General features: G+C 58.5%; 18 protein-coding genes and 1 pseudogene. 13 read left to right on the forward strand and 6 right to left on the reverse strand.

The annotated features are described in order from the left end of the window. The first annotated feature begins 2 nt into the window (after positions 1 to 2). From araA to H3T88_RS04320, 6 genes are all read left to right on the forward strand, one after another. Positions 3 to 1,517, forward strand: a complete 1,515-nt coding sequence (gene araA / locus H3T88_RS04295; protein ID WP_198203674.1) for an L-arabinose isomerase — start codon at positions 3 to 5, stop codon at positions 1,515 to 1,517. A gap of 244 nt (positions 1,518 to 1,761) precedes the next feature. After that, positions 1,762 to 3,744, forward strand: a complete 1,983-nt coding sequence (locus H3T88_RS04300; RefSeq protein WP_198203675.1) for a pilin N-terminal domain-containing protein — start codon at positions 1,762 to 1,764, stop codon at positions 3,742 to 3,744. Between the two features lie 195 nt (positions 3,745 to 3,939). After that, complete coding sequence (locus tag H3T88_RS04305; protein WP_198203676.1) at positions 3,940 to 4,791, forward strand: hypothetical protein; 852 nt, start codon at positions 3,940 to 3,942, stop codon at positions 4,789 to 4,791. Between the two features lie 571 nt (positions 4,792 to 5,362). Next, positions 5,363 to 6,451, forward strand: coding sequence for a class C sortase (locus tag H3T88_RS04310; RefSeq protein WP_198203677.1), 1,089 nt, complete (start codon positions 5,363 to 5,365; stop codon positions 6,449 to 6,451). A gap of 129 nt (positions 6,452 to 6,580) precedes the next feature. Further along, the gene (locus H3T88_RS04315) at positions 6,581 to 7,429 is read left to right on the forward strand and encodes an aldo/keto reductase (RefSeq protein ID WP_198203678.1); all 849 of its coding nucleotides are present in this window, start codon (positions 6,581 to 6,583) and stop codon (positions 7,427 to 7,429) included. Positions 7,430 to 7,483: 54 nt separating this feature from the next. Next, complete coding sequence (locus H3T88_RS04320) at positions 7,484 to 8,281, forward strand: HNH endonuclease family protein (protein WP_232347135.1); 798 nt, start codon at positions 7,484 to 7,486, stop codon at positions 8,279 to 8,281. A gap of 158 nt (positions 8,282 to 8,439) precedes the next feature. On the opposite strand, the gene H3T88_RS04325 is transcribed toward H3T88_RS04320, so the two are convergent. After that, entirely contained in the window at positions 8,440 to 10,011 is a 1,572-nt protein-coding gene (locus tag H3T88_RS04325) for an MDR family MFS transporter (RefSeq protein WP_015021407.1), read from the reverse strand. A gap of 331 nt (positions 10,012 to 10,342) precedes the next feature. On the opposite strand from H3T88_RS04325, the gene H3T88_RS04330 reads away from it, so the two are divergent. The 5 genes from H3T88_RS04330 to H3T88_RS04350 all read left to right on the forward strand — a co-directional run bounded on the left by H3T88_RS04330 (position 10,343) and on the right by H3T88_RS04350 (position 15,284). Then, positions 10,343 to 11,491 carry a phosphate ABC transporter substrate-binding protein PstS gene (locus H3T88_RS04330; protein ID WP_198203679.1) on the forward strand — a complete coding sequence of 383 codons (1,149 nt, stop codon included), beginning with the start codon at positions 10,343 to 10,345 and terminating at the stop codon, positions 11,489 to 11,491. Further along, entirely contained in the window at positions 11,488 to 12,441 is a 954-nt protein-coding gene (gene pstC, locus H3T88_RS04335; protein ID WP_198203680.1) for a phosphate ABC transporter permease subunit PstC, read from the forward strand. Before H3T88_RS04330 ends, pstC begins: the two co-directional genes overlap by 4 nt. Continuing rightward, a complete protein-coding gene (pstA, locus tag H3T88_RS04340; RefSeq protein ID WP_198203681.1) occupies positions 12,438 to 13,418 on the forward strand; it encodes a phosphate ABC transporter permease PstA in 981 nt (326 codons plus the stop codon). Before pstC ends, pstA begins: the two co-directional genes overlap by 4 nt. A gap of 31 nt (positions 13,419 to 13,449) precedes the next feature. Beyond that, a complete protein-coding gene (gene pstB / locus H3T88_RS04345; RefSeq protein ID WP_015021411.1) occupies positions 13,450 to 14,229 on the forward strand; it encodes a phosphate ABC transporter ATP-binding protein PstB in 780 nt (259 codons plus the stop codon). 68 nt (positions 14,230 to 14,297) lie between these two features. Next, positions 14,298 to 15,284: an AEC family transporter gene (locus H3T88_RS04350; RefSeq protein ID WP_198203682.1), complete on the forward strand. Its 987-nt coding sequence runs from the start codon at positions 14,298 to 14,300 to the stop codon at positions 15,282 to 15,284. A 4-nt stretch (positions 15,285 to 15,288) separates the two neighbouring features. On the opposite strand, the gene H3T88_RS04355 is transcribed toward H3T88_RS04350, so the two are convergent. Next, positions 15,289 to 15,492, reverse strand: coding sequence for a hypothetical protein (locus tag H3T88_RS04355; RefSeq protein ID WP_015021413.1), 204 nt, complete (start codon positions 15,490 to 15,492; stop codon positions 15,289 to 15,291). Between the two features lie 205 nt (positions 15,493 to 15,697). On the opposite strand from H3T88_RS04355, the gene H3T88_RS04360 reads away from it, so the two are divergent. Continuing rightward, on the forward strand, positions 15,698 to 17,098 hold the full coding sequence (locus H3T88_RS04360) for an NCS2 family permease (RefSeq protein WP_198203683.1): 1,401 nt from the start codon (positions 15,698 to 15,700) through the stop codon (positions 17,096 to 17,098). A gap of 191 nt (positions 17,099 to 17,289) precedes the next feature. Here H3T88_RS04360 and H3T88_RS08705 read toward each other — a convergent pair whose 3' ends face one another. The 4 genes and pseudogenes from H3T88_RS08705 to trxA form a co-directional block, all read right to left on the reverse strand. Further along, entirely contained in the window at positions 17,290 to 19,218 is a 1,929-nt protein-coding gene (locus H3T88_RS08705; protein WP_332461011.1) for an RCC1 domain-containing protein, read from the reverse strand. A 72-nt stretch (positions 19,219 to 19,290) separates the two neighbouring features. Further along, a pseudogene (locus H3T88_RS08910) lies at positions 19,291 to 21,108 on the reverse strand (RCC1 domain-containing protein); the annotation flags it as partial. Between the two features lie 286 nt (positions 21,109 to 21,394). Continuing rightward, positions 21,395 to 22,402: a G5 domain-containing protein gene (locus H3T88_RS04370; protein WP_015021416.1), complete on the reverse strand. Its 1,008-nt coding sequence runs from the start codon at positions 22,400 to 22,402 to the stop codon at positions 21,395 to 21,397. Between the two features lie 149 nt (positions 22,403 to 22,551). After that, on the reverse strand, positions 22,552 to 22,896 hold the full coding sequence (trxA, locus tag H3T88_RS04375) for a thioredoxin (protein WP_015021417.1): 345 nt from the start codon (positions 22,894 to 22,896) through the stop codon (positions 22,552 to 22,554). Positions 22,897 to 23,067: 171 nt separating this feature from the next. On the opposite strand from trxA, the gene H3T88_RS04380 reads away from it, so the two are divergent. After that, positions 23,068 to 23,697 carry an NUDIX hydrolase family protein gene (locus H3T88_RS04380; protein ID WP_033511568.1) on the forward strand — a complete coding sequence of 210 codons (630 nt, stop codon included), beginning with the start codon at positions 23,068 to 23,070 and terminating at the stop codon, positions 23,695 to 23,697.

The following is a 23,697-nucleotide window of genomic DNA, read 5'->3' on the forward strand; positions in this document are numbered from 1 at the left end:
GTATGAGCATGAAAAATCCCTTCGAGGGCAAGGAGCTTTGGTTCGCCGTTGGTTCGCAGGACCTCTACGGCGAGGAGACCCTGCGCCAGGTGGGCGTCCAGGCGGCGGACATCGCCCAGTCGCTCAACGACTCGGGTAGGATCCCGGTCAAGCTGGTTTTGAAGCCCACGCTGAAGGATTCGGATTCCATCCTGAACTTCATGGTCGATGCCTCGTCGAACCCGGCCTGCATCGGCGTGGTGGCCTGGATGCACACCTTCAGTCCGGCCAAGATGTGGATCAGGGGTCTGGAGAAGCTGCGCAAGCCTCTCCTGCAACTGAACACCCAGCATCATGTGGAGATCCCCTGGGACACCATCGACATGGACTTCATGAACCTGAACCAGTCGGCCCATGGCGACCGTGAGTTCGGCTACATCCTGACCAGGCTGGGAATCCCGCGCAAGATCGTGGTCGGCCACTACGCCGACCCCGAGGTTGCCGACAAGATCGGCGTCTGGGCGCGCGCCTGCGCCGGTTGGGATGCCGCCAACAACATGAAGGTCTGCCGCTGGGGCGACAACATGCGCGACGTCGCCGTCACCGAGGGCGACAAGACCGAGGCCGAGAGGGTCTTCGGCGTCTCCGTCAACACCTGGCCGGTCAACGAACTGGTGGACCATGTGAACGCCGTCACCGACGACCAGGTCAAGGATCTGATAGAGGACTACAAGCGCAGCTATGAGGTGGCTCCCGAACTTCTGGACTCCCGGTACGACTCCCTTGTGGTGGCCGCCCGCGAGGAGCTCGGCATGCGGGCCATGATGGAAGAGGTGGGCGCCACTGCCGCCGTTGACAACTTCCAGGATCTGGGAGGCCTGCGTCAGCTGCCCGGCGTGGGAGCCCAGCGGCTGATGGCTGACGGGTACGGATTCTCGGCAGAGGGCGACTGGAAGACCTCGGTTCTGATCCGGATCGGCAACGTCATGGGCTACGGGCTCAAGGGCGGCTGCTCGCTCATGGAGGACTACTCCTACAACTTCGTGCCAGGCCATGAGGAGATCATGGGCGCCCACATGCTGGAGGTCTCGCCCACGCTGCTGACCGAGGGACGGCCCCGCCTGGAGATCCACCCCCTGTCCATCGGCGACAGGGAGGACCCGGTGCGTCTGGTCTTCACGGCCACCCCCTGCAGTGATGCTGTGGTCGTCTCCCTGGCGGATGTACGCGAGCGTTTCCGCCTGGTCATGAATGTGGTGGATGTGGTCGAGCCCGGCGGGTCCCTGGCCAAGCTGCCTGTGGCACGCGCTCTCTGGAAGCCCCGGCCATCGCTCAAGGTCTCGGCTGAATGCTGGTTGCGCGCCGGCGCGGCCCACCATACCTGCATGACCACCACCGTGGGTCGTGAGGCCTGGGAGGACTTCGCCCGCATGGCTGGCGTGGAACTGGCCGTCATAGACGAGAACACCGAACCTCGGCGTTTCGAGGCCGACCTGCGTGCAGCCGAACTCTACCATCGGCTGGATAACAGGCACTGATCGCCTGTTCCAGGAAAGATAACAAGGCCCTGCCACTGTATAAGTGGCGGGGCTTTTGCATGTTCGGCTTGTCGGTTTGCGTTGTCCCTACTTTGTCGGTACAGTGATGATTAGGCAATGGGAACAGTGGCATGTCCCAAAGTTGACATATTGCCCACCCCCCTGAGTCGGGGAAGTGATCGGTTGGGGAGGCGAAGATGTGCCTGGCCATCCTGTGCCTATTAACAAAGAAGGGAATGCGTGCATGCACATGCAACGAGATAATGAAGGGATAAGGCTCCCTAAGCTTTTAGGCTTGGCGGTTGCCGGAGCGACGCTCCTGGCGGGCATGGTCGTTTTGCCAGCCACCCAGGCTTCTGCCGATGAAAACTATGGATTCACTAGTGAAGATAACTTTGTGCCCGGTGCCCTGGACGCTACCAAGGTGCCTCAGTTAACGGTCACCAAGTATCTGTCTCTGGCTGATGGGTATGCGCCCACCGGCTCAGCTAAAGATGCCGACACGTTGAACGGCAACCATGATCTCACTCCTGCCCAGGGCATCCTGTTTAATGTTAAAGAGGTTGTGCCGAAATCAGGTAAGAACCTAGCTGATATCGATGCAAACGACCCAAACACTTGGGATGCCAAGTACACCGATTCCAGCAAGAATTTTGCCGGTATCACCGATGGTCATGGTGTCATTAGTACGTGGTACCAAAGCGATGAGAACGGGAAGCCGACTGCGACGGAAGCAGCTTTCCCGGCAGGTCCCAACCATTACTATGTTCTGATCGAGAATACCGCTAATTCACCAGCTTTCGATACCAATAACAAGCATGGGATTGATCAGAACAAGTACAAGACTGCTGCAAACTCTTTCTTTGGTCTGCCCTATGCAACTAATGGATCGGATTCAAACCAGACTCGTGGTTTTATCTACCACCTTCACCTGTATCCAAAGAATGTCAATACGCAATCTTTCGCTAAGACTGTGCAGAGCATTAAGGGTGCTGACGGCAACGTTAAGACTCAAACAACGGCGGTTGCCGGTGATACGATTACTTACAAGCTGTCTCAGAAGCTCTACAAAGATGCCACTCCCAAGAAGAATGATGGTAAGCTCGACGTCTCGGAGCTGAAGGGTGAGGGCAAGGATGTACGGCTCGCCGATCGTATGTCAAGCTCGCTGCAGGGTAAACCAGAAACCGTCAAGGCTGTTATTCGGCCTAGTGCCGGAAATGCGGTGGATTTAGCCGTTGGTGATGATTTCACTAAGAATGTCACTGCTACTAATGAGAATCCCGCTCGTCTGAACGATCCTACACAGAAGATGTTTGCGGATGCTCCCACGAGTGACGTGACTTACTGGTATTTTGACTTCTTTACCGCTTCCGGTGCTGCGAAAGCTCAGGGTATCGGAACATCGGTTATGGAGCTGGAGGTCACCTATGATGCATTGGTGACTGGCAACGGTGATTCCACAGGTACCGGTGGTGTGGTTAACGATGCCGCATCAGACTACAGCGAGAACAAGAACAGCGATGGTACGCCGAAGGATCCTGAACAAGATCATACAAATGTGACTAATGCTGTAATCGCTTTTGGTTCTGTTCAGAATAAGAAGACCAATTATGCAGCATTGCCGGGCACTGAGTATCGTCTGGTTCAGAACGCTGATTCTATCGACAAGTATCTGGCTTCGGATGGTAAGTTCTATGCTGAAGGTGACGCTCCAGCAGGTGTCCAGGTTTACAAGGCTACGGCTAATAAGAAAGGTCTGGTATCCTTTGCGGCCCTGCCCATCTTTGGAACTGGGGCAGGAAGAGCAGCTGATAAGACTGTACAGAGTGTAAACTGGATGTTGGTTGAGACCAAGACTCCGACGGATTGGCGCAATCCTGGTATCCCCTTCGAAAAGATTACTTATGGGGATACAGGTTTAACTGAGGCTCAGATTGTTGAGAAGTATGGTCGTAATGCAACTCTTACGCCAGATTATCAGCAGTTGAACTTTGGTAAGTTCGAAGCTCCTGTGGGTGAAATGCCGGAAGGCAACAAGATGGTATTCAACCACGATGCTGTCGTCAGGTATTTGGCTCACTATAAGACAACTGACAGCGATTCACCATTGGCCTTGCCTCTAACCGGTGGTCGTGGCATCCTGCTGCTGCTTGTTGTCGGCGCACTGATCATGGGTGGTGCTCTCTATGCCCGCAATCGGCGCAATAACGCCGCCCGGGCCTGATGATCACGGTCACATCAAGAATCATGTGAGGTGACCCGATGGCGGACGGTTCCTCCGTGGATCGTCCGCCATTTTCATACGGATCGTTGAGATATTCTTCGGTTCGCACATGTCGGGACACTGGTTCGGTTTCATTTGGATTAGCGAATCCGACGCAACCACGTCGTCGAAAGGCGGCCTTGGAAGGGAAGGTTTATGAAGGGAATTGCCTTGCCGAAATGCCTCACCCACCGGGTCTTGCCCTGTCTGATTGCGGTCTTGGCCTGCTTAGGCCTTTCCGTTTTCGATATGACGCCGGCGGCAGAGGCGGCGACGGTCAACCCGACCCTGACGGTGCAACTCAAGAGAGGACCTTCAGGTCAAGGAGATCAGAAAGACATCCTACCGAGTTCTCCTGTATCGGCTGGGGCTGGGTACGTCTTTCGTGCCCTAAGATTGGATGCAGGTACTCTGAAGAGCCGGGTGGAGGCATTAGACCATAATCCTGGCGCTGATAAGGCACAAGCGGCCATCAGTAATGAGGTGGCAGCCAACCCAGATGCTTTCAAGGACAAGACGCAACCCGCTGAATACTATGGTGTCTCTGATCAAGAAGGCACTATAACCAACGCATCAGAAGCCAAATCACAAGGTGTTTGGCTTACAGGAGCTCACCTCGATTTAGAGGCACCCAGCCTGACAGGCGGAAGTCCGGCTGTTTTTGATGGCGACTACTTCAACGCCTCATACTGGCTGGTCACTATGGTAGCCACACCCAACAATGTAAAGGTGAAAGCCGATCCTGTGGTCGTGCAGTTGCCGCTCTACCGTGAGCAGGGTGAGGTCCATCCGCTTTATGATGTGACTATAAGTCCCAAGCTTGTGGATGTACCTCAAGACGTGCCTCAGGATGTGTCTCAGGTCGTGCCAGTCGTGCGACCAGGATCAGGAAAGCTTGCAGCTACTGGTGTATCCATGGTAGCGCCTGTCATTTTGCTTACGATTCTGGTCATGATGGGTCTCTACTTGGCGGTAGTCGCGCGATCCTGGAACAGAGATGAGCGCTAGGCATACTCATAGCCATGTCGGTGTGATGCCATCAACTGGCGTCAAAGGCATCTGTGAAGGTGTATTAAGGCCGGCGGCATCGTACAGGTGCCGCCGGCCTTTGTATGCCAAGGCGTATAACTGGACTATTTGAAGCGGAGCACAAGGAGGGCTATAGATGGACCAGGACACTGACCCAGCTACTATGACACCATCTCAAGCCACCGGCGACGATGATGTTGCGTATGCGTACATGACTGCTGGGCCATCCTCGTCGGAAAAGGCTACTGAGCAAGAGGAAATGCCGCCTGCCTATGCTCCTAGTTCCGATGTACCACCTTCTTATCCGCCTTCGGCTACACCTAAGGATCGCGGAGGCTCAGAATCGGATGATTCAGATTCAATAGAAGCTTCAGTGTCTGTTCCAGGCCAAGCTACAACGTCAGCTCCGATAATTGTAGTTTCAGGAAATCATTTCCAGGATAAAAGTCAACAAGGCAAAGCTGGTCAGGCAGCTGCGACTGCATCCAAGCAGGCCAAGAACGGTGGCAAGGCCAGCAAGTCGGGACGAGGGTTCGGGCTCCTAGAGACCTTGGCCTTCCTGATAGGCCTGGCAATTTTCCTCTATCCGCTGTTGTCAGCCTACGTGAACTATTCCAAGGATTCCGCCGCAGTGGACAACTACGATCAGATCGTGGATGCACTCTCGCCTGCACAGCGCAGAGCCATGTGGCGAGATGCCAAGAAGTACGATGAGGAATTGGGCAAGCCCACACTGAGGGACCCTTTCAAGTACAAGGAAGTCCAGGAACCACTGGGTCGCTACTACAAAATTCTCAATGTAGACGGTAAGGGCATGATGGCCTATGTGGAGATCCCCAAGATCCATGTCAAGCTGCCCGTCCGGCACGGTACCAGCGATGAGGTACTCAAGGACGGCACAGGGCATATCGCCACAACCCACGTGCCTACAGACAACCGGACTATTCACTCCGTCATCACCGGGCACACAGGTGAAGTCGGCTACATGCTTTTTGACAATCTGACCCAGCTGCGCAAGGGTGATGTCTTTCAGATTCGAGTACTCAAACGGCATATGAGCTACAAGGTGGACCGGATTAAGGTCATCTTGCCTACCGATGTCAGCGCACTGCAACCAATCCAGAATTCCAACTATGTGACCCTGCTGACCTGCTATCCCTATGGAGTCAACTCCCACCGTCTGATTGTGCGTGGGCACTATATCGGCGATGACGTGCCACCCACCCAGCCTGAGGGGGCGCCCATTTACATGGTCTGGGTGCTTCTGGCCCTGTTTTTGATCTGTCTAGTGGGCTGGTACCTGCTCTCACGTCGCCGGCGCAACTGCCGTCACGAACTGGAGCAGATGGAGCATCTGGAGTCTCGGGCGACAGGACCGGGGACTATGGGCGAGCCGCTGGCCACAATCATGGTCAGCCATGACCAGGAGACCCGGTCAGAAGCCACTCGACGCCGCCGGTTGATCAGAACGCGGCGAATCTGCAGCGCCCTTATGTGGCTGTTGGCTGTACTCGGCCTCTTCTTCGCCTGGGGCACGGTCGGCATGATGATGAGGATCAGCTTGCTGCCCGTATTCGATCTTGGCTACCGCTGGTTCGATACCCACGTGTTGTACTTCTTCGGCATCAGCAAATTCTAAGCCCGTGCACAAGGGAGCGGGTTTGACCACATGCGCCTGTTCTGTGGTAACCGGGCTTTTGTCTGGCTCTAGAATGGAGCGAGCATGGCCCGGCAGACTGCTGGGCTGCATCCTGGGAAGGTGTGGACCATGACAGCAGTTCCTGACATCTTATTGTCTGACGGCAATCGCATTCCGCAGGTTGGCCTGGGTGTGCTCAGGATCGACGATGATCAAACCGCTGGAGTAGTGCGTTCTGCCCTGGAACTGGGTTATCGCCACATCGATACGGCGGCGGGCTACCGTAATGAAGGAGGTGTGGGCCGTGGCCTCAAGGCCTTCGGTTGCCAGGATGGTTCTGAGCGTGCCAACCTTTGGCTGACCACCAAACTGCGTGACTCCGAGCAGGGGTATGACAGCGCTCTGCGGGCCTTCGACCGCCAGTTGGCCCTGCTGGGCACTGACTATGTAGACATGTATATGATCCATTGGCCCACTCCATTCGATTGGCGGGCCGACCAGGTTTGGCGAGCATTCCATCGGTTGCGCGATGAGGGGGTGGTGAAAACCCTTGGGGTCTGCAACTTCCTGCCAGAACATCTGGAACGGCTGCACCGGGAGACGGGGGAATACCCTGTAGTGGATCAGATAGAGCTGCACCCCAGCTGGCAGCAGCGCACGGTGACAGCTTTCTGCAAGGAGCATGGCATAGCCGTCGAGGCATACTCGCCATTGGCACGTGGCGCAGACCTGACAGCCGGTGGCGGAAGGCTGGAGCAAATCGCCCAGGCCCACAGGGTAACGCCGGCCCAGGTAGTGTTGCGCTGGCACATTGAAAACGGGACCATCATCATCCCCAAGTCTGTCCACCGGGAAAGGCAGTCGGAGAACCTGGACCTGTTCGGTTTCACACTGACCGCTGAGGAGCATGCCGCCATCGATGCCATGGACTCCCCAGTGCGCGCAGGACACGACCCGATGACCTATGCCTACGCCTGACCGCTATGATGGATGATTCATGCATGCAGTCGACATAGGAGGTATCGGCGGTAGATGACCGGTCCGAGACGCAGAAGATATCGGTATCGCGGCCGCAGCCGGTATGGTTCGGCATGGAGGAATCCCGCCCCGGCCCGCTTCCGTCGCGAATCACTCACGGAACGGGTGCTGATCCTTCTGGTAGTGGCTGTGGTCCTGGGCATCACCATCGGCCTGATATTGCCAAGGGTCAATGGTGGAGTCGGACGGCTGACCGGCCGATACACGGCGACCGGCGATGCGGCTCAGACCCTGCAGAATCTGACGGTGGATGATCACGCACGCCCCGGCCGCCAGTACCGGCGCGATGCCTTCGGCTTCAAAGAGACCGATGAGGACGGCAACGGCTGCAATGTGCGCGAGGATGTGCTGACCCGTGACCTGACTGACCTGCGAACCACTACCCCCGGCGGGTGCAAGGTGGCCAGTGGCCGTCTGCAGGACCCATATACCGGACGGACCATCGAATTCGTCAGAGGCCCCAAGACCAGCTCTGCCGTACAGATTGACCATGTGGTCGCCCTGGAGAATGCCTGGCGGTCAGGAGCCAGCAAGTGGGACACGGCCCGTCGCTACCGCTTTGGTAACGACCCCTACAATCTTCTCGCCGTGGACGGCCCCACCAACCAGGCCAAGGGGAGTGCCTCGGCTGACTACTGGCTGCCCGAGAACAAGGACTATCAGTGCTCCTATGTGGCCCGTCAGATAGGAGTCAAGGACAAGTACTCCCTGAGCGTCACCAGTTCGGAAAAGCAGGCCATGCTGGCCGTTCTGCATACCTGCCCAGGCCAGCCCCTTCCACAGGATCGCTGATTGTGAGCCTACAGGAGATCGACGCTTCCGTCGAAAGGGTTGACTGACAACGGACATCCTTCAATTGATGTCTTGTATTTACCGGTCTGTCGATCCTGCACCTTGCGATGAATCCGGTCAAATCCAGCAGGTACCGGAGAAAGACTCTCCGGTGATCATCAGTCCTGGGTCTTGGAGTCTGCAGTGGAGGCAGTGACGGCAGGCGCGTCGGTGTGGATGATGTGCATGTGGCGCAGAAGCATGCGGGTCATCTGGCGGCCGGAGCCAGCGCCGTTTCCGCGAACGCCGAAGTAGACCAGCAGGACCATGCCCAGGCAGATCAGTGCCGAAATGCGCAGGGCCCACTGCACGCCGAAGATGTTGGCTGCGATCTGGGTGGAGTGGCCTCCGCCCAAGGCGTTGTGGCGCAGGGCGGTGATGGACTCCATGAGGATGACCAGGATGGGTGCGCCGACAGCGCCGGCGATCTGCCGGGCCGTGTTGGTGACGGCAGAACCGGCGGAAACATCCTTGGGAGCCAGGTTGTTCAGGGACCAGGTGGTCAAGGGCATCAGTGTGAAGCCCATGCCGATCTGGCGGATGAACTGACAGATGGAGACCAGGCCGATCCAGGTGTTGGCACCGATCATGCTCATGGCGATGGTGCCCAGCAGCAGGACCGAGCAGCCGGTCATGGCTACAGGACGGGCTCCCCAGCGGTCCAGCAGCCTGCCTCCGAAGAACTGAGCGATGGCGGTGCCGATGGCTCCTGGCAGCATGACCAGGCCGCTCATGGTGGCCGAGAAGCCGCGATCCGTCTGGATGTACATGGGCAGAATGACGGTGACCGAGCTGAAGGCGAAGAAGGACATGGAGGCGATGATGGTGCCCACAGTGAAGTTCCTGATCCGCAGCACATGCAGGTCCAGCAGGGGCTTGTCATGGTGAAGCTGGCGAAGAACGAACCAGATGATCCCGATTAGGCCGACCAGCATGAATGGCCAGGTCATGATGGAGGTGATGGGGAAGTTCTCGATGTTGGTGAAGCCGAACATGAGCCCGCCGAACCCGAAGATGGACAGGGCCACCGAAAAGAAGTCCGCCTTGACACTGGTGTCGCGTTGGCCGAAGTTGCGCAGGCCGAAGATGGACAGGAGCAGCGCCACAGCCCCGCAGATGCTCAGCGTCAGGAAGATGGAACGCCAGCCGTTGGCGTCGGTCTGCCAGCCGCCCAGGGTGGGGCCGATGGCCGGGGCCACACTCATGGCCAGACCTACGGTGCCCATGGCCATGCCGCGCTTGGCAAGAGGGTATATGGAAAAGACGGTGATTTGCAGGACGGGCCACATGGTTCCCGTGCCTATGGCCTCGAGGATGCGGCCCAGCAGGACCAGGGCGAAGGTCTGCGACTGCCAGCTCAACAGAGAACCCAGGGTGAAGACGGCCATGGAGGTGATGACGATCTGCCTGGTGGAGAAGCGCTTGGTCAGAAAACCGGTCAGGGGCACCATGACGCCCATGACCAGCTGGAATACCGAGGTCAGCCACTGGCCGGTGGTCAGGGTGATGTGGAACTCGTCCACTATGGTGGGCAGGGCCGAAGCCAGCTGTAGCTGGGTGAAGTTGCCCAGGAAGGTGATGACGGTCAGGATGGCCAGCGACAGGAAGGCTTCATGGGTGAGCTTTCCGTTGACGAAGGCTCCATCCTTGCTGAGGGTCCGCCCTTGCTTGGCGAGCTCCTGCTTCCTCATGCAACCACCACTTCCTCTGGGTTCGGTTTTCGCTGCGCATACCACTCCCTGCGGTGCCGTCCTAGAAAGCAAATCAGGGCATACCGATACCGGTGACACTAAGAAAAGAACAAGAGAGCTAAGCGTCTGACAATGACCTTATAATATACCCGGCTGTGGATTGTGATCGGGTTTTTCCACATGGCTGACGCGGATGTTGAGGAGCTTGTCCGGCGGTCAGCGTTTCCAGTATGCTGTGTGAGGCGGGCTTCGCTAATGTGAATACGGGAAGGTCCAACACGGGCTGATAAGGACGGACGTTTGAAATGAAACGGCGGTCAAGGTAGGTAGCATGCACGCACATGGTCATGGTCGTGGAAGATTCACGGCCCTCCTCATGTCCCTGGCAATGATGATTTCCCTGGCGGCCTGCGGAGACAATGTCCCCGCCGATGGCGGCGGAACAGGCAATACTGCAGATCAGGCCCTATTCCAGGGCGAGTTCGCCGGATCTGGCGCATCCTCCCAGCAGAGCGCCGACGAGGCCTGGATAGCCGGTTTTCGCAAGCAGCATCCAGGGGCGCGAATCTCCTATGATCCGGCAGGTTCTGGTGCTGGAGTCAATGCTTTCCTGTCTGGTTCGACCATCTGGGCCGGCACCGATGCGCCGCTGACCGCCGACCAGCTTGAGCGCTCGCGCAAAGTCTGCGGTTCCGGTACAGCCTTTGACTTGCCTGTCTATGCCACTCCGATTGCTGTGGCCTACAATCTGCCTGATCTGTGGCCCAAGGGTTCAAGCGGCCATCTGCGTATGGACCCGGCTCTGATCGCCATGATCTTCTCCGGAAAGGTCACCAACTGGCGGGATCCGCGCATCGCAGCCCTCAATCCGGAAGCCGATCTGCCCGACCTGGACATCACCGTGATTCATCGTTCGGACAAGTCGGGCACCACGAAAAGTTTCCTCTCCTATCTGCACGACACGGCCGGATCCGCCTGGCCTTATCCAGCGGGCGAAAATTGGCCCAATGACCTGGGGCAGGGCGCCAAGGGCACTGCCGGAGTGGTCATGACCATGAACCAGGCGACGGGCACCTTCGGCTATGCGGACGCGGCTCAGACCACCGGGCTGGGTACCGTGGCCGTCCAGGTGGGGAAGACCTGGCAGCCGCCTACAGCCAAGACTGTGGCCAACCTTCTGGATGTGGCCCAGCGGGATCCACAGGCCAGTCAGCCTGGCCGGGTGGTTCTGACTGTGGATCACCGCACCAGCCGGGAGCACACCTATCCCATCGTCCTGGTCTCCTACGACGTGGTCTGCACTGCCTACCGAGATGATCGGGACGGGTCCAAGGCCCGGTTCGCCAAGGCCTGGCTGACCTATCTGCTGAGTGAGCAGGGCCAACGCATGGCTGCAGCCAACGCGGGCAGCGCCGAGTTGGGGCAGGGGCTGCGTAGCCAGGCCATGGCTTCGGTGGAGACCATCGGAGGGAAGTCATGAGTGACAAATCGGACCAGACCGCCACTCTGAACAAGGCCAAGCGGGTGGATCGGATCTTCAAGGCCTGCGCCACTGGTGCGGGCATTCTGATCTTGTTGGCCCTGGCTGCGGTCACCCTCTTTCTGATCCTGCGGGCCTTTCCGGCTTTCACCGGGGACCCGGATTCCCGAACCCAGGCCATCCTCTCCCTGAGCGGCGGACGGGCGAACAACTTCCTGGGCTACGTGGGACCGCTGGTTTTCGGCACCATTCTGATTGCCGGCCTGGCCCTGCTCTTGGCCTTCCCCGTATCCCTGGGCATCGCCCTCTTCATTGGCTACTATGCCCCCGCCCGCCTGTCCACGCTGCTCAGCACGGTAATCGACCTGCTGGCTGCCGTGCCCTCGGTGATCTACGGCCTCTGGGGGGCTCTGGTCCTGGTTCCCAACATCACCGGCTTCTGGCGCTGGCTGTCTGTTCATTTGGGCTGGATTCCGCTCTTTTCCGGACCCGTTGCAGCACCGGCCCGATCCGTGGCCACGGTGGCCCTGGTGTTGGCGGTCATGATTCTGCCAATCATCACCTCGGTCACCCGTGACATCCTGATCCAGGCCCCTCGATTGCAGCAGGAGGCCGCCTTGGCTCTGGGCGCCACCAAGTGGGAGATGATTCGGCTTGCGGTTCTGCCCTTCGGCCGCTCGGGCATTATCTCGGCCTCCATGCTGGGGCTGGGGCGCGCCCTGGGCGAGACCATGGCGGTGCTGATGATCCTCTCGCCAGGCTTCAGCTACTCCCTGCGGTTGCTGCAGGCTTCAAAAAGCCAAACAATCGCCGCCAACATCGCCGCCCAGTTCCCCGAGGCGGACTCCCAGGGCGTGGCCCTCCTGGTGGCCACCGGTCTGGTCCTCTTCATCATCACTTTTATTGTCAACTATCTGGCGCGCAGGATCACAGCAAAGGCGGGTGCATGATGGCAAGCCGAACTGATCGCGGTCCAGTTATCGATTTCGATCGCTTCAGACCAACCAGATCTTCCATCCGGGCGCGCAAGCGCAAGGACCTGCTGATGACCATCCTGATCGGGCTCTCCTTCCTGGTCGCCCTGATCCCGCTGGTTTCGGTGCTCTGGGTCAGCCTGTCCAAGGGGGTGCGACGGCTGACGCCGGACTTCCTCACTCACAACATGAGCGGAGTGGTAGGGGGCAACCCCACACCGACCGGAGGCTACGGCGGCATCCTGCATGCGGTAATCGGAACCCTGGAGATCACCTTTGGATCCATGGTCATATCCATTCCGTTGGGTGTCATGTGCGCGGTCTACCTGGTCGAGTACGCCCATGGAGGCCGCCTGGCCAAGGCCATCAGTCTCATGGTGGACGTTATGAGCGGGATCCCCTCCATCGTGGCCGGCCTCTTCGCATTCTCCATGTTCGCCTTGGTGGTCGGACCGGGCACCGTCAACGGTCTGGCCGGTTCGGTGGCCCTCTCCCTGCTCATGCTGCCCACGGTGGTCAAGACCTCCGAGGATATGTTGGCCGTGGTTCCCAACGACCTGCGAGAGGCGGCCTATGCCCTGGGGGTGACCAAGCAACGGACCATCACCAGCATCGTTCTGCGCACGGCCCTGCCTGGCATCGTCTCGGGCACCATCCTGGCTGTGGCACGGGTGATCGGGGAGACGGCACCCCTGCTGATAGCCTCGGGCTTCATCGCAACGACCAACCCCAACCTCTTCTCGGGGAGGATGACCACCCTGCCGGTCTTCGTCTACAACGAGTATTCCCAAGGGCTGGCCGTCTGCGGGCCAGGTGCTGACCCGGGGTGCCTGACAGACATCCACATGCAGCGGGCCTGGGCTGCGGCCCTGGTGCTGATCCTTATCGTCCTGCTGCTCAACCTGCTGGGACGGCTGGTCTCGCGCATCTTTGCAGTTGGGCGGACCCGTTGATCGCCGCCATGAGAGAAACGGAGGCCGGAACATGGGCCAACGCATAGACATCAACCACCTCAACGTCTACTACGGCGACTTCCTGGCCGTCCAGGACGTGAACATGCGCATCCAGGCCAACAAGGTCACCGCCTTCATCGGTCCCTCCGGCTGTGGCAAGTCCACGGTCCTACGCACCCTGGACCGCATGCACGAGATCACTCCGGGGGCGCATGTGAGCGGGCAGGTGCTCTTGGAGGGGCGTGACCTTTACGGGCCGGATGTGGATCCGGTCGAGGTGCGACGGGACGTGGGCATGGTCTTTCAGAGGGCCAACCCCTTCCCGACCATGTCCATCCGGGAGAACGTCCTGGCTGGCATACGACTGAACAAGAAGCATATCGCCAAGTCGGACGCCGACGATCTGGTGGAGTGGGCCCTGCGCGGGGCCAACCTTTGGAATGAGGTCAAGGATCGCTTGGACAAGCCGGGCATTGGGCTCTCAGGCGGTCAGCAGCAGCGGCTCTGCATTGCCCGTGCCGTGGCCGTGCACCCCCAGGTCCTGCTCATGGACGAACCCTGCTCGGCGCTGGATCCCATTTCCACCCTGGCTGTGGAGGATCTGATCAACGAGCTTAAGCGGGACTACACCATCGTCATCGTCACCCATAACATGCAGCAGGCCGCCAGGGTATCGGACTATACAGCCTTCTTCAATCTCAAGGCCGTGGGTCAGCCTGGCCACCTGGTGGAGATGGACGACACCACCACCATCTTCTCCAATCCGCACGAGCAGGACACTGAGCGCTACATCTCCGGCCGCTTCGGCTGAGACGGAACCGGTCTGCGCACCCGTCCGTCAGGTATCATGGTTCCGGTATCCGCGGAAGGAGTGACGGCATGGGAGTACTGCTGGAACCGGCCACCCTCTTGGGCATCATCCTGGTGGGTTACCTGTTCAAGCGCCTTGGCCTCTTCCGTCCCTTGGACTACCGGGTACTGCAGACCATTGTGTTCGACCTGGTACTGCCCGGAGCCATCATTTATTCCTTCGCCACCAACCCCCACGATCCCAGCATGCTTTTGGTCTCGGCCTTCGCTTTTGTGGCCTCGCTGATTCCGCCCCTGGCAATCTTCCTGACCAGCAGGCATCGTCCCACGGCTCAGCGGGCTTTTCTTATGCTCAACGGATCGGGTTTCAACATCGGATGTTTTTGCTTCCCCATGCTCCAGTCGCTGCTTGGCACGGCGGCCCTGGTGCCCGCAGCCATGTTCGACATCGGCAACTCGGTCATGGTCTCCGCAGGAACCAATGTCATGACCCAGGGGCTCCTGCATATTCGACCGGGCCAGTCCTTGGATCCCGACGCGGGGGAGCCGGTCAGGCTGGATGACCCCGATGCCCGCAAACTCCATCGCAAGGCCACAGCCATCTCCATAACCAAGGGCTTTCTGAGCTCGCCCTCCTTCGACACCTACATGGTCATGGTGGTCTTCATGCTGACCGGGGCCTCACTGCCCGGATGGTCAGCACAGATAACCAGACCCTTTTCAGTGGCCAATGCCTTCTGCTCCATGCTTATGGTCGGCATGCTCATGGAGTTGCCCGGCGGTCGTGATGATGTCAAGGCCGTACTGCAGATTCTGGCCTGGCGACTGCCTTTCGGCATCCTGTTCGCTGCAGCAGCGTGGTATCTGCTGCCCTTCGGGCCTCTGGTCCGTCAGGCGGTTGCCCTGTGCTGCCTGGCTCCGACGGCGGTTTTCGCCACCATGTTCACCGACAAGGTTCTCGGCAACGCCCGTCTGGCGGGATTTACCCTGGCCCTGACTGCGCTGATTGGCGCCGTGCTCATGGTTTTGACGCACCTGCTGCTCGGCAGCCTCTGAGGATTCAGTCCTTCTTACTGTCTTTGTCCTGGTCGTTGCGCTCCTGCTCCTGGCGCAGGGTGCGGCCCTCGCGGGTGCGCTGCTTGTTTACTGTGGCTGCTGCAATACGCTCAGCAGCGCGTTCATCCTGTCCACGATCGACTTCGCTGTCATGGACGTGCTGATACTGCTTCTGATCGTCCTGGTCCCAATGATTGTTCCTGGCCATATACCCCTCCTCGAAAACGCCCTGTCCTTCAACTCATCCCCATGTGGGACGGCTTCAGGGCCGTGCCGGTATGCCGATTATAGGTGAGCGGAAAGTTCTGCAGCGGTATTGGAGCTCAATAGGGGGAACTTGTAACAGAAAAAGCCGAGAGCTCGTGATATTCTTCTCTTGTCTCATCGCCAAATAAGACAATAAGGAATCGAATATGCATAAGCTATTTCGGCTTTCGGATAATAATACCACAGTCTCTACGGAAGTGGTAGCAGGCATCACCACCTTCTTCGCCATGGCCTACATCATCGTGGTCAATCCCTCGGTGCTTTCCACGGCGGGCATGCCCTGGGGTGCCGTCTTTCTCGCCACTTTGATTGCTGCGATCATCGGTACCCTGATCATGGGGCTGGTGGCCAACGTGCCCTACGGCGTGGCGCCAGGAGTCGGGCTGAATGCCTTCTTCACCTTCACCGTGGTGAAGGGATTGGGCTTCACCTGGCAACAGACCATGTGCATGGTCTTCCTGTGCGGCCTGATCAACATCCTGGTCACAGCCACCAAGCTGCGCAAGATGATCATTCAGGCAATTCCGCCCCTGCTCCAGCATGCCATCGGCGGCGGCATCGGCGTCTTCATCGCCTATGTGGGTCTGCTCAATGTGGGCATCATCAAGTTCGCTCCCGACAAGACCTCGGCGGCTGGTGCCAACCCTGGGCTGACAACCTTCAACACCCCCGGTGTCATCCTCTTCGTCATCGGCCTGTTACTGACCATCTTCCTCTTGATCTTCAAGTTCAAGGGCCACTTGGCTTTCATCAACAAGGGAGCCTTCGTCATAGCCATCATCGTGGTTACGTTGCTGGGTATCCCCATGGGGGTCACCAACATGGCCAAGTCGGTCGATCTGGGCCAGGCCTGGTCGCAGCTGCCGCAGACTTTCCTGGCCATTTTCACTCAGGATGGGTTCCCTGCCCTTTTCTCCGATCCGGCCAAGCTGCCAGTGGTTCTGGTGACCATCTTCGCCTTCTCCCTGTCGGACACCTTCGACACCATCGGCACCTTTGTGGGCACCGGCCGGCGTTCAGGCATCTTCTCCGCCGAGGATGAGCAGGCTCTGGAGAACGGCCGCGGCTTCAGTTCCAAGATGGACAAGGCCCTGTTCGCCGACGCTACGGCAACCTCCATCGGAGCGCTCTTCGGCACTTCCAACACCACTACTTATGTGGAATCCGCAGCGGGCATCGCAGCTGGTGGTCGGACTGGTCTGACCTCGGTGGTCATCGCCATATGCTTCGCGCTTAGCGCCGTCTTCGCTCCGTTGATCTCCGCTGTGCCCTCGGCGGCCACTGCGCCTGTTTTGGTCATTGTGGGCTGCATGATGATGAGCTCCTTCGCCGAGATTGAGTGGGGCGAGCTGTCTGAGGCCATTCCGGCCTTCTTCACGGCCATCTTCATGGGCTTTGCCTACTCGATCTCCTACGGTGTGGCCGCCGGCTTCATCACCTACAGCCTGACCATGGTCTGCAAGCGCAAGGGCAAGGAGGTCCACCCCATCATCTGGGGGGTCTCGGCTCTCTTCATTCTGGACTTCGTGCTTCAGGCTGTGCTCTAGCAGGATTCGGCAAACACAAGCCATCCACAAGCAGCATACGTCTGGATTATTGCTCAGCTGTGCCGGTAATAGTCACGCTGTTGTCAGATTGATCTGACTGTTTGAGGGTGTGTATAGAGCAAATCAGGCACAGAGACCACAACAGGGCCCCGCCACTACATAGGTGGCGGGGCCCTGCTCGTACGTGACCGTCAGTGCTTGTGCCGAGCGGCTGCTTTTCCGCCTTGCATGCTTTGCGTTTCAAGACGTTGCCGTCTGGCTGCCAGGCCACCGACTGTGGCTAGTGAGCCGACCATGATGGTGGCTAAGATGCCTGCCTCTCCGGTCAGAGGGAGGACGCCATAATGGATGAAACGGAAGGTATTGGTTTCATCGTTGGGTTGTGGAGCCCCGTTGAGAGTCCAGACGATGCTGACAGTCGTGTCACCGGCCTGATGGTTTGGCGTCAGCACGGTCCAGGCGCCGTCCTGTTGACCTGTGGAGCTTAGGCTGGTTCCGCTGACGCCTCCGAATTGCACTGTGGACGGGGTGCCGAGCCTGAAGGGGAAGAGCACGCTGACAGGCGAATAGACCGTCTCTGTCGCATTGTTCCCCAGCCTTCCTTGGCTGTTGTCTCCCCACCCCAATGTGCTGCCGTCGGAGGCTACGGCCAAGGTGTGCCCAGTGCCGGCGCAAACCTTGACGAAGTGGTCAATGCCTGATGGATTGCTCATCTTGGTTGGCCTGTTCAGACTGCCTGTGCCTCCGGTCCCCAACATGCCTGATGAGTTTTGACCCCAACCCCAGATGTTTCCGTTCTGGTCCAGTGCCAGTGAATTACCGCTGACCCTGCTGCCTGTCAACTGAGTGAACGTGCTGACATTTGCAGGCATGGCTACCATGGACGGAGCAGTCCTCGTGGTGGTGTCGCCCAGGCCGAGCTCCCCATTGCTGTTCCCGCCCCAGGACCATATGCGTCCCAGATCATCAAGGGCTAAGGAGTGGCCGCTGCCTGCAATGATCTGCGCAGGATTGAAACCGCCTGATGGATTGGTGCCCGGCTTGGCTTGAACAGGTGTGGTGGTGTAGCCATTAAGCGCCACATCACTCGTATTACCCAGGGCACCGTTCTGGTTCGATCCCCAGCCCCAGGCACGGCCTTGGGTGTCAGTCGCCAGGGAATGTGAGCCGCCCGCACTGACCTGTGCATAGTGGAATCCCGTCGTTTCGCCTTGCGGGGTTGCGACCTGGACGGGTCTGGTGGTAATCCCTGTCGTCGCCACAGTGCTGGCAGGAACGCCCAGTTTGCCGAACTCATTGGACCCCCAGCCCCAGGCTCTGCCCTGCCCGTCTACGGCGAGGACATGAGTGATTCCTGCACTGATGCCGGTGAGAGTGAAGTTTGTTGCCGTCATCCCGCTCGGGGCTTGCACACGAATCGGGCTGGAGCTGTATGCAGATGAGCCATTGGTGGCAACGGCATTGCTGCCCAGCTGTCCGGAGCTGTTGAGTCCCCAAGCCCAGACGTGGCCCTGACCATCCAAGGCCAAGGAGAAACCTGTTCCTGCGCTGACCTGTGTGAATCGGTTCACGCCTGTCGGTTTGGGAATCTGAACCGGGGTCAAGCGGTCCGTTGCGGTCCCATCGCCCAGCTGCCCGTATTTGTTGGCACCCCAAGAATAGACGTTTCCATCCGACCCCAGAGCCAATGAATGATCATCGCCGGCGCTGACCTGACTGAACCTAATGCCTCGCGCTGCAGGTGGAACCAGGGTCACCTTGGTCTGACCGCTGTCGGGGCCCTGGTTGGGGGATATGGTCCATTGCCCGGCGCCGGCCGTCCAGTGGGCTGTCAGTTTCGTGGGACCCTTGACGGGGGAAGAAAAGTCGTAGGCTACATCGCCGTTGAACCAGCCGTCGAATAAAAAGCCCGGTCGGGTCGGGTCTTGATCCGGTCTGGAAGCCGTCTGGTCCTCGATGACTGACTGACTGGTGGGCTGGCTGCCGTCGGCCTTGTCGAAAGTGACGACATAAATGGGCGGGTCATAGGTGTAATCCAGGATCTCATCGGGTTGCGGACCATAGAGATTCCAGGTAATGGCCGCTTTTATTTGACCTTTCCTATGAGCTGGCGTCGCCACCTGCCAGTTTGTACCTGCTCTTTTGAGATCGCGGCCCAGTGTTCGGTCGAATTTGACCGCAGTAACATCTGGCGAAAGCGGGAAAGCAGCCAAGCTTGGTGTCAGCCTCATTGCCTGGCTATTATCCGTGCCTATAGGAACGGTTGGATCGCCTAGCTGTCCGCCGTTGTTCCATCCCCAGGTGTACAGGTTTCCATCCGATCCTAATGCAGATGATTCTCTCCATCCTGCATTGATCTGAGTCCAAGTGAATTTTTGGGCAGTTGAGGAAGTTGATTGATCGACAATGTGCGGTCTACTGATGTACGAACCGTCGGTGTTTATATCTTTGATCCCTAGTTGGCCGTATTCGTTAAGCCCCCAGGAGTAGAGATTGCCGTCCGAGCCAATGGCCAGGACGTGATCGTCTCTTACCATGACTCGAGCCCAGGTGAATCCTGCCGATGCCCCGTCGGGCGGGGATATGAGAGTGGGCGTCCTTCTGTCTTCAGCATTGCTGCCATCTCCTAGCCGTCCGTACCCGTTCCATCCCCAGGCGTAAAGATCCCCATTCGTGCTGATTGCGAAACAAGATGTATCTCCTGCGCTGAACTGGGAAAAGGTAACGCCGGCGGGTTGACGGACCGGAACAGGAGTAAATCGCTGAATGTCAGTCCCGTCACCCAAGCGGCCGCTGGTGTTTAAACCCCAGGCGTACAATTGCTTATCTGAGCCTAGGGCCAGAGAATGATACCGTCCAGCACTTAACTGAGTGAAAGTGACTCCGGCTGGCGTGCTGACAAGTACAGGTTTGCTACTGTATGCAGCTGGATTATCGCTGCCTGTAGGGACGCTGGTGTTACCGAGCTGGCCGTACCCGTTCCATCCCCAGGCGTAGAGATTGTGATTTGAGCCCAATGCCAGGGTGTGATCCCATCGGGTGCTTACTTGGGTCCAAGTGAATTCATTTGAGACACCGGCAGGTTTCGGAACCTTGACGGGAGTCAACTTGTTTTCGGTAGTTCCATCACCAAGTTGTCCACGGGTATTGTTTCCCCAAGCGTAGAGGTTGCCGTCAGAGCCGAAAGCAAGAGATGAATGGTCGCCGGCGGCAATGGTAGTGAAAGTGAATTGGTCTGATGCATTGGCTGGTTTGTTTGTTTTCACTGGAGTTTGCCGCAAAGTGGTGCTGTTGTCGCCCACTTGCCCTGAACTGTTATCACCCCAGGCATAAAGACTTCCATCCGACCCAAGAGCCAAGGAATGGGTTGCTCCTGAAGTAATCTGAGAGAATTTGATACCACGGGTCGCTGGGGGAGTCAGAGTCACTGTGGTGCCTCCCAATGCGGTTCCGTGTGCAGGTGAAAGGTACCAATGGCCGTCTCCAGCTGTCCATTTTGCGCTCAGTTTCAGGTTGCTGGTGACGGGCTGGTTGAAGTCGTAGGCTACTTGGCCGATGAACCAGCCGTCGAAGAAGTATCCGTGCCGGGTGGGATCGGCCGGGCGTTTCGCCAGACCTCCCGATGGCATGGTCTGAGTGGCAGGGGTCGCTGTGTCAGCCTGGGTTGTGTCAAAGGTGACCGAACATTGATTATTGGGGCAGGAGCTTGTCGATCGGGTGGAAGGGGCAGAGTTTGCTGAGGTCAGTGCAGTGGGGGATGGAAAAGCAGGGGAGGGTGTTGTTTGGATAGGGGAATCTGGCTTTTGGGCCACTGTCGGCGTGGGGGTATTAGAGGGAGTTTGAGTTGAGCCAGATATGCCCGGAATCAGACCCCCCCCCCCCCCTGATTTTCTACGCTTTGCGATGCTGTTGGGGATGCAGTGGCATCCGCTTGTGCCAGGTCGATTCCCGAGAGATTTGCCAATACGAGCACTGATGCGACAATAGCTGCAAGAGAAGCTATGCAGCATGCACGACTCCTAGGTGACGATTGCATACGGTCTCCTTCGAAAGCAACAGCGCATGCAACGTGGCACCTGCATCCCCGACTCAATCCCCAAGACCAGCTTGCATGACGTTCAACCGCAATTAGTCTATCACGGCCCTGAAATACTGGGGTTTCATTCAGGCTTTGCCCCTGCCTTGACCATCGAATTGTAGGCAGGTGATCAACTGATTGCTTCTTAGGCAAAAAAGAACTTCCGGCAAGCCGAACCGGCCTGCCGGAAGTTCCCGATTGAGTTGTATGGAAACCAATCAGTACCAATTGGTCGCTTGGGATTGGGCCCATGCACCGCATGGGTTCCCGTAACGGCCCTGGATATAGCCCAGTCCCCAAACAATCTGGGTATGAGCATCGGTCTGCCAGTTGGGACCGGCCGAGGCCATCTTGCTGCCAGGCAATGCCTGAGGAATGCCATAGGCACCCGATGGGTTGGATGCATTGGTTCGCCAGCCCGACTCCTTATTCCACAGCTGAACCAGGCAGGTGAACTGGTCTTCTCCCCAGCCGCGGGAGGTTACCAGACCGTGGGCGATGCTTTGGGCTTCGCCCACAGGGACTGTAGTGGTGGTCGAGCCGACCTGCGCAGGTGTGCCACCGCCGGTGCCCACCAGCACTACCTTGTCGACGGGAACCGTCTTGACGAACGAGGCGAAGATATTGCTGGTCAGGTTCTTGTTGCCGGCTGCAGTGACCAGGCTGGTGGTCTCCATGACGCCGTTCTGGCCCTCCGTCTTGACCTTGGTGGTTCCTGCCGGAAGGGAGCTGGTCTTCTCTTCAATGGTGTTGAAGGGAATGGGCGACTCTTCCGTCTTGACCTGGGCGTCAGCTCGGTCGATGCGGATGACGGTCTTTTCATTGACGCGAGTGGTAAGGGACGGGTTGATCTGGTCCCCCGGCTGCAGGGTGATGTCCCCGGCCTCCAGAACGGATTTGACATCGGTGAAGCCTGTGCCCAGGACCACCTTGTTCTTCCCGTTGATCTGTACATTCACGTAGGAGGTGTTCGCGTTAGCGCCGCCCGCTCCGTTGCGGATGGCCTGCCTGGTGCTGCCACGGGATACCGTGTCCCGATCCTGGGTGGCGGAATAGGACGTTACGCCTGAATTGGCTGAGCTTTCAGTGGATGTGTAGAAGTCGCGCGAGACGAAGCCTGCGCCAACGACCATGCCGAGAACAGTGACACCGGCAGCCAACCGCAGCCACTGACGCCTGGTCAGAGCCTTGACCGCACTCATCCGTCCTCTACGGTGGTTCGCCATTACTCTCCTCTGTTGGACCGACAGATCCTCAGTGATCAGTCGACGTAACGCTTCCTATCGACCGCATGCTTCCGGTAGCTCCGAAAGGGTCACTGGACAAACACATCACTACTTTAGTGCAAATCGGCCGTGGAGCCAACTTGACCTACTCAGGCCTGTGCCGGGGTTGACAAATCAGCCTTGCGGGCCTGATCGATCAGGTCGTCCAGGTCCGAAGACCTGAGAGCACCGGCCTGCTTGAAGATAATCTGGCCCTGCTTGGTGATCATCAGCGTGGGCACCGCCTGGATGTCGGCGGCCGCGGCCAGATCCTGGTTCTGGTCGATGTCCACCTTGCCGAAGACGATGTCGGTGTTGGCCTGCGAAGCCTTCTCGAAAATGGGGCCGAAGGCCTTGCAGGGTCCGCACCAGGTGGCCCAGAAGTCAATCAGCACCAGGTCGTTGTCCTTGATGGTTTGCTCGAAGTTTTCCGAAGTAATAGTCGTGGTGGCCATGATAACGCTCCTTGAAGTCGTTTGACTGTCGCGCGGGAAGCTCCCCTGCTTAGCAACCGCTTTCAATCATCAGCATTCCATCAAGGCTGGAGAAAGCGCCCGAATATGCTCTGGGTGGAGATGTCCGCCGGGGTCACGTGGGCGGTCAAGACTGGTACGGATAATGGAGCCATGCCAGTGCTGAACGACGAGATTCCCGATGATGACGACTTCGATGCCGATCGCGACCGTGGCGCCTTCTCACACATCACCCCAGAGGACTTCAACCGGGGTTTTTCGGGCTCGAATCCCCCCGGATGGCTGGATCGTGATGCCATCGACCGTGCCCGGCGCTGCCTGCCCATGCCCTATGTGGAGGTGGTACCGGTTCGCGTGGATGACATGAGCGCCGTCACCCAGGTGGGAACCCTTCTGCGCGTGGATGACCAGGGCAATATCGAGCGCACCCTGATCACCGGACGGATCCTTTACCACGAGACCATCAGGGAGGCTCTGGCCAGAAACATCGCCAAGGATCTGGGCCAGCTGGCCCTGCCCATGCTGCCTGCAAGCCCCCAGCCCTTCACCGTGGCCGAGTTCTTCCCGACGCCGGGGGTCTCGGAGTACTACGATCCGCGCCAGCATGCCATCGCTCTGTGCTACCTGGTGCCGGTGGCCGGGGACTGCAAACCCCAGGACGAGACCCTGGACGTGGAGTGGATCGATCCCAAGGGCGATATGCTGGAGTCCTTCATGAGCCAGATGCCCGGCGGGCACGGCAAGGTGCTGATGAGCGCCCTGACCTGGGCTGGTGCACTGTGA

This window comes from Bifidobacterium sp. W8110, from assembly GCF_016101375.1.
Lineage (GTDB): Bacteria > Actinomycetota > Actinomycetes > Actinomycetales > Bifidobacteriaceae > Bombiscardovia > Bombiscardovia asteroides.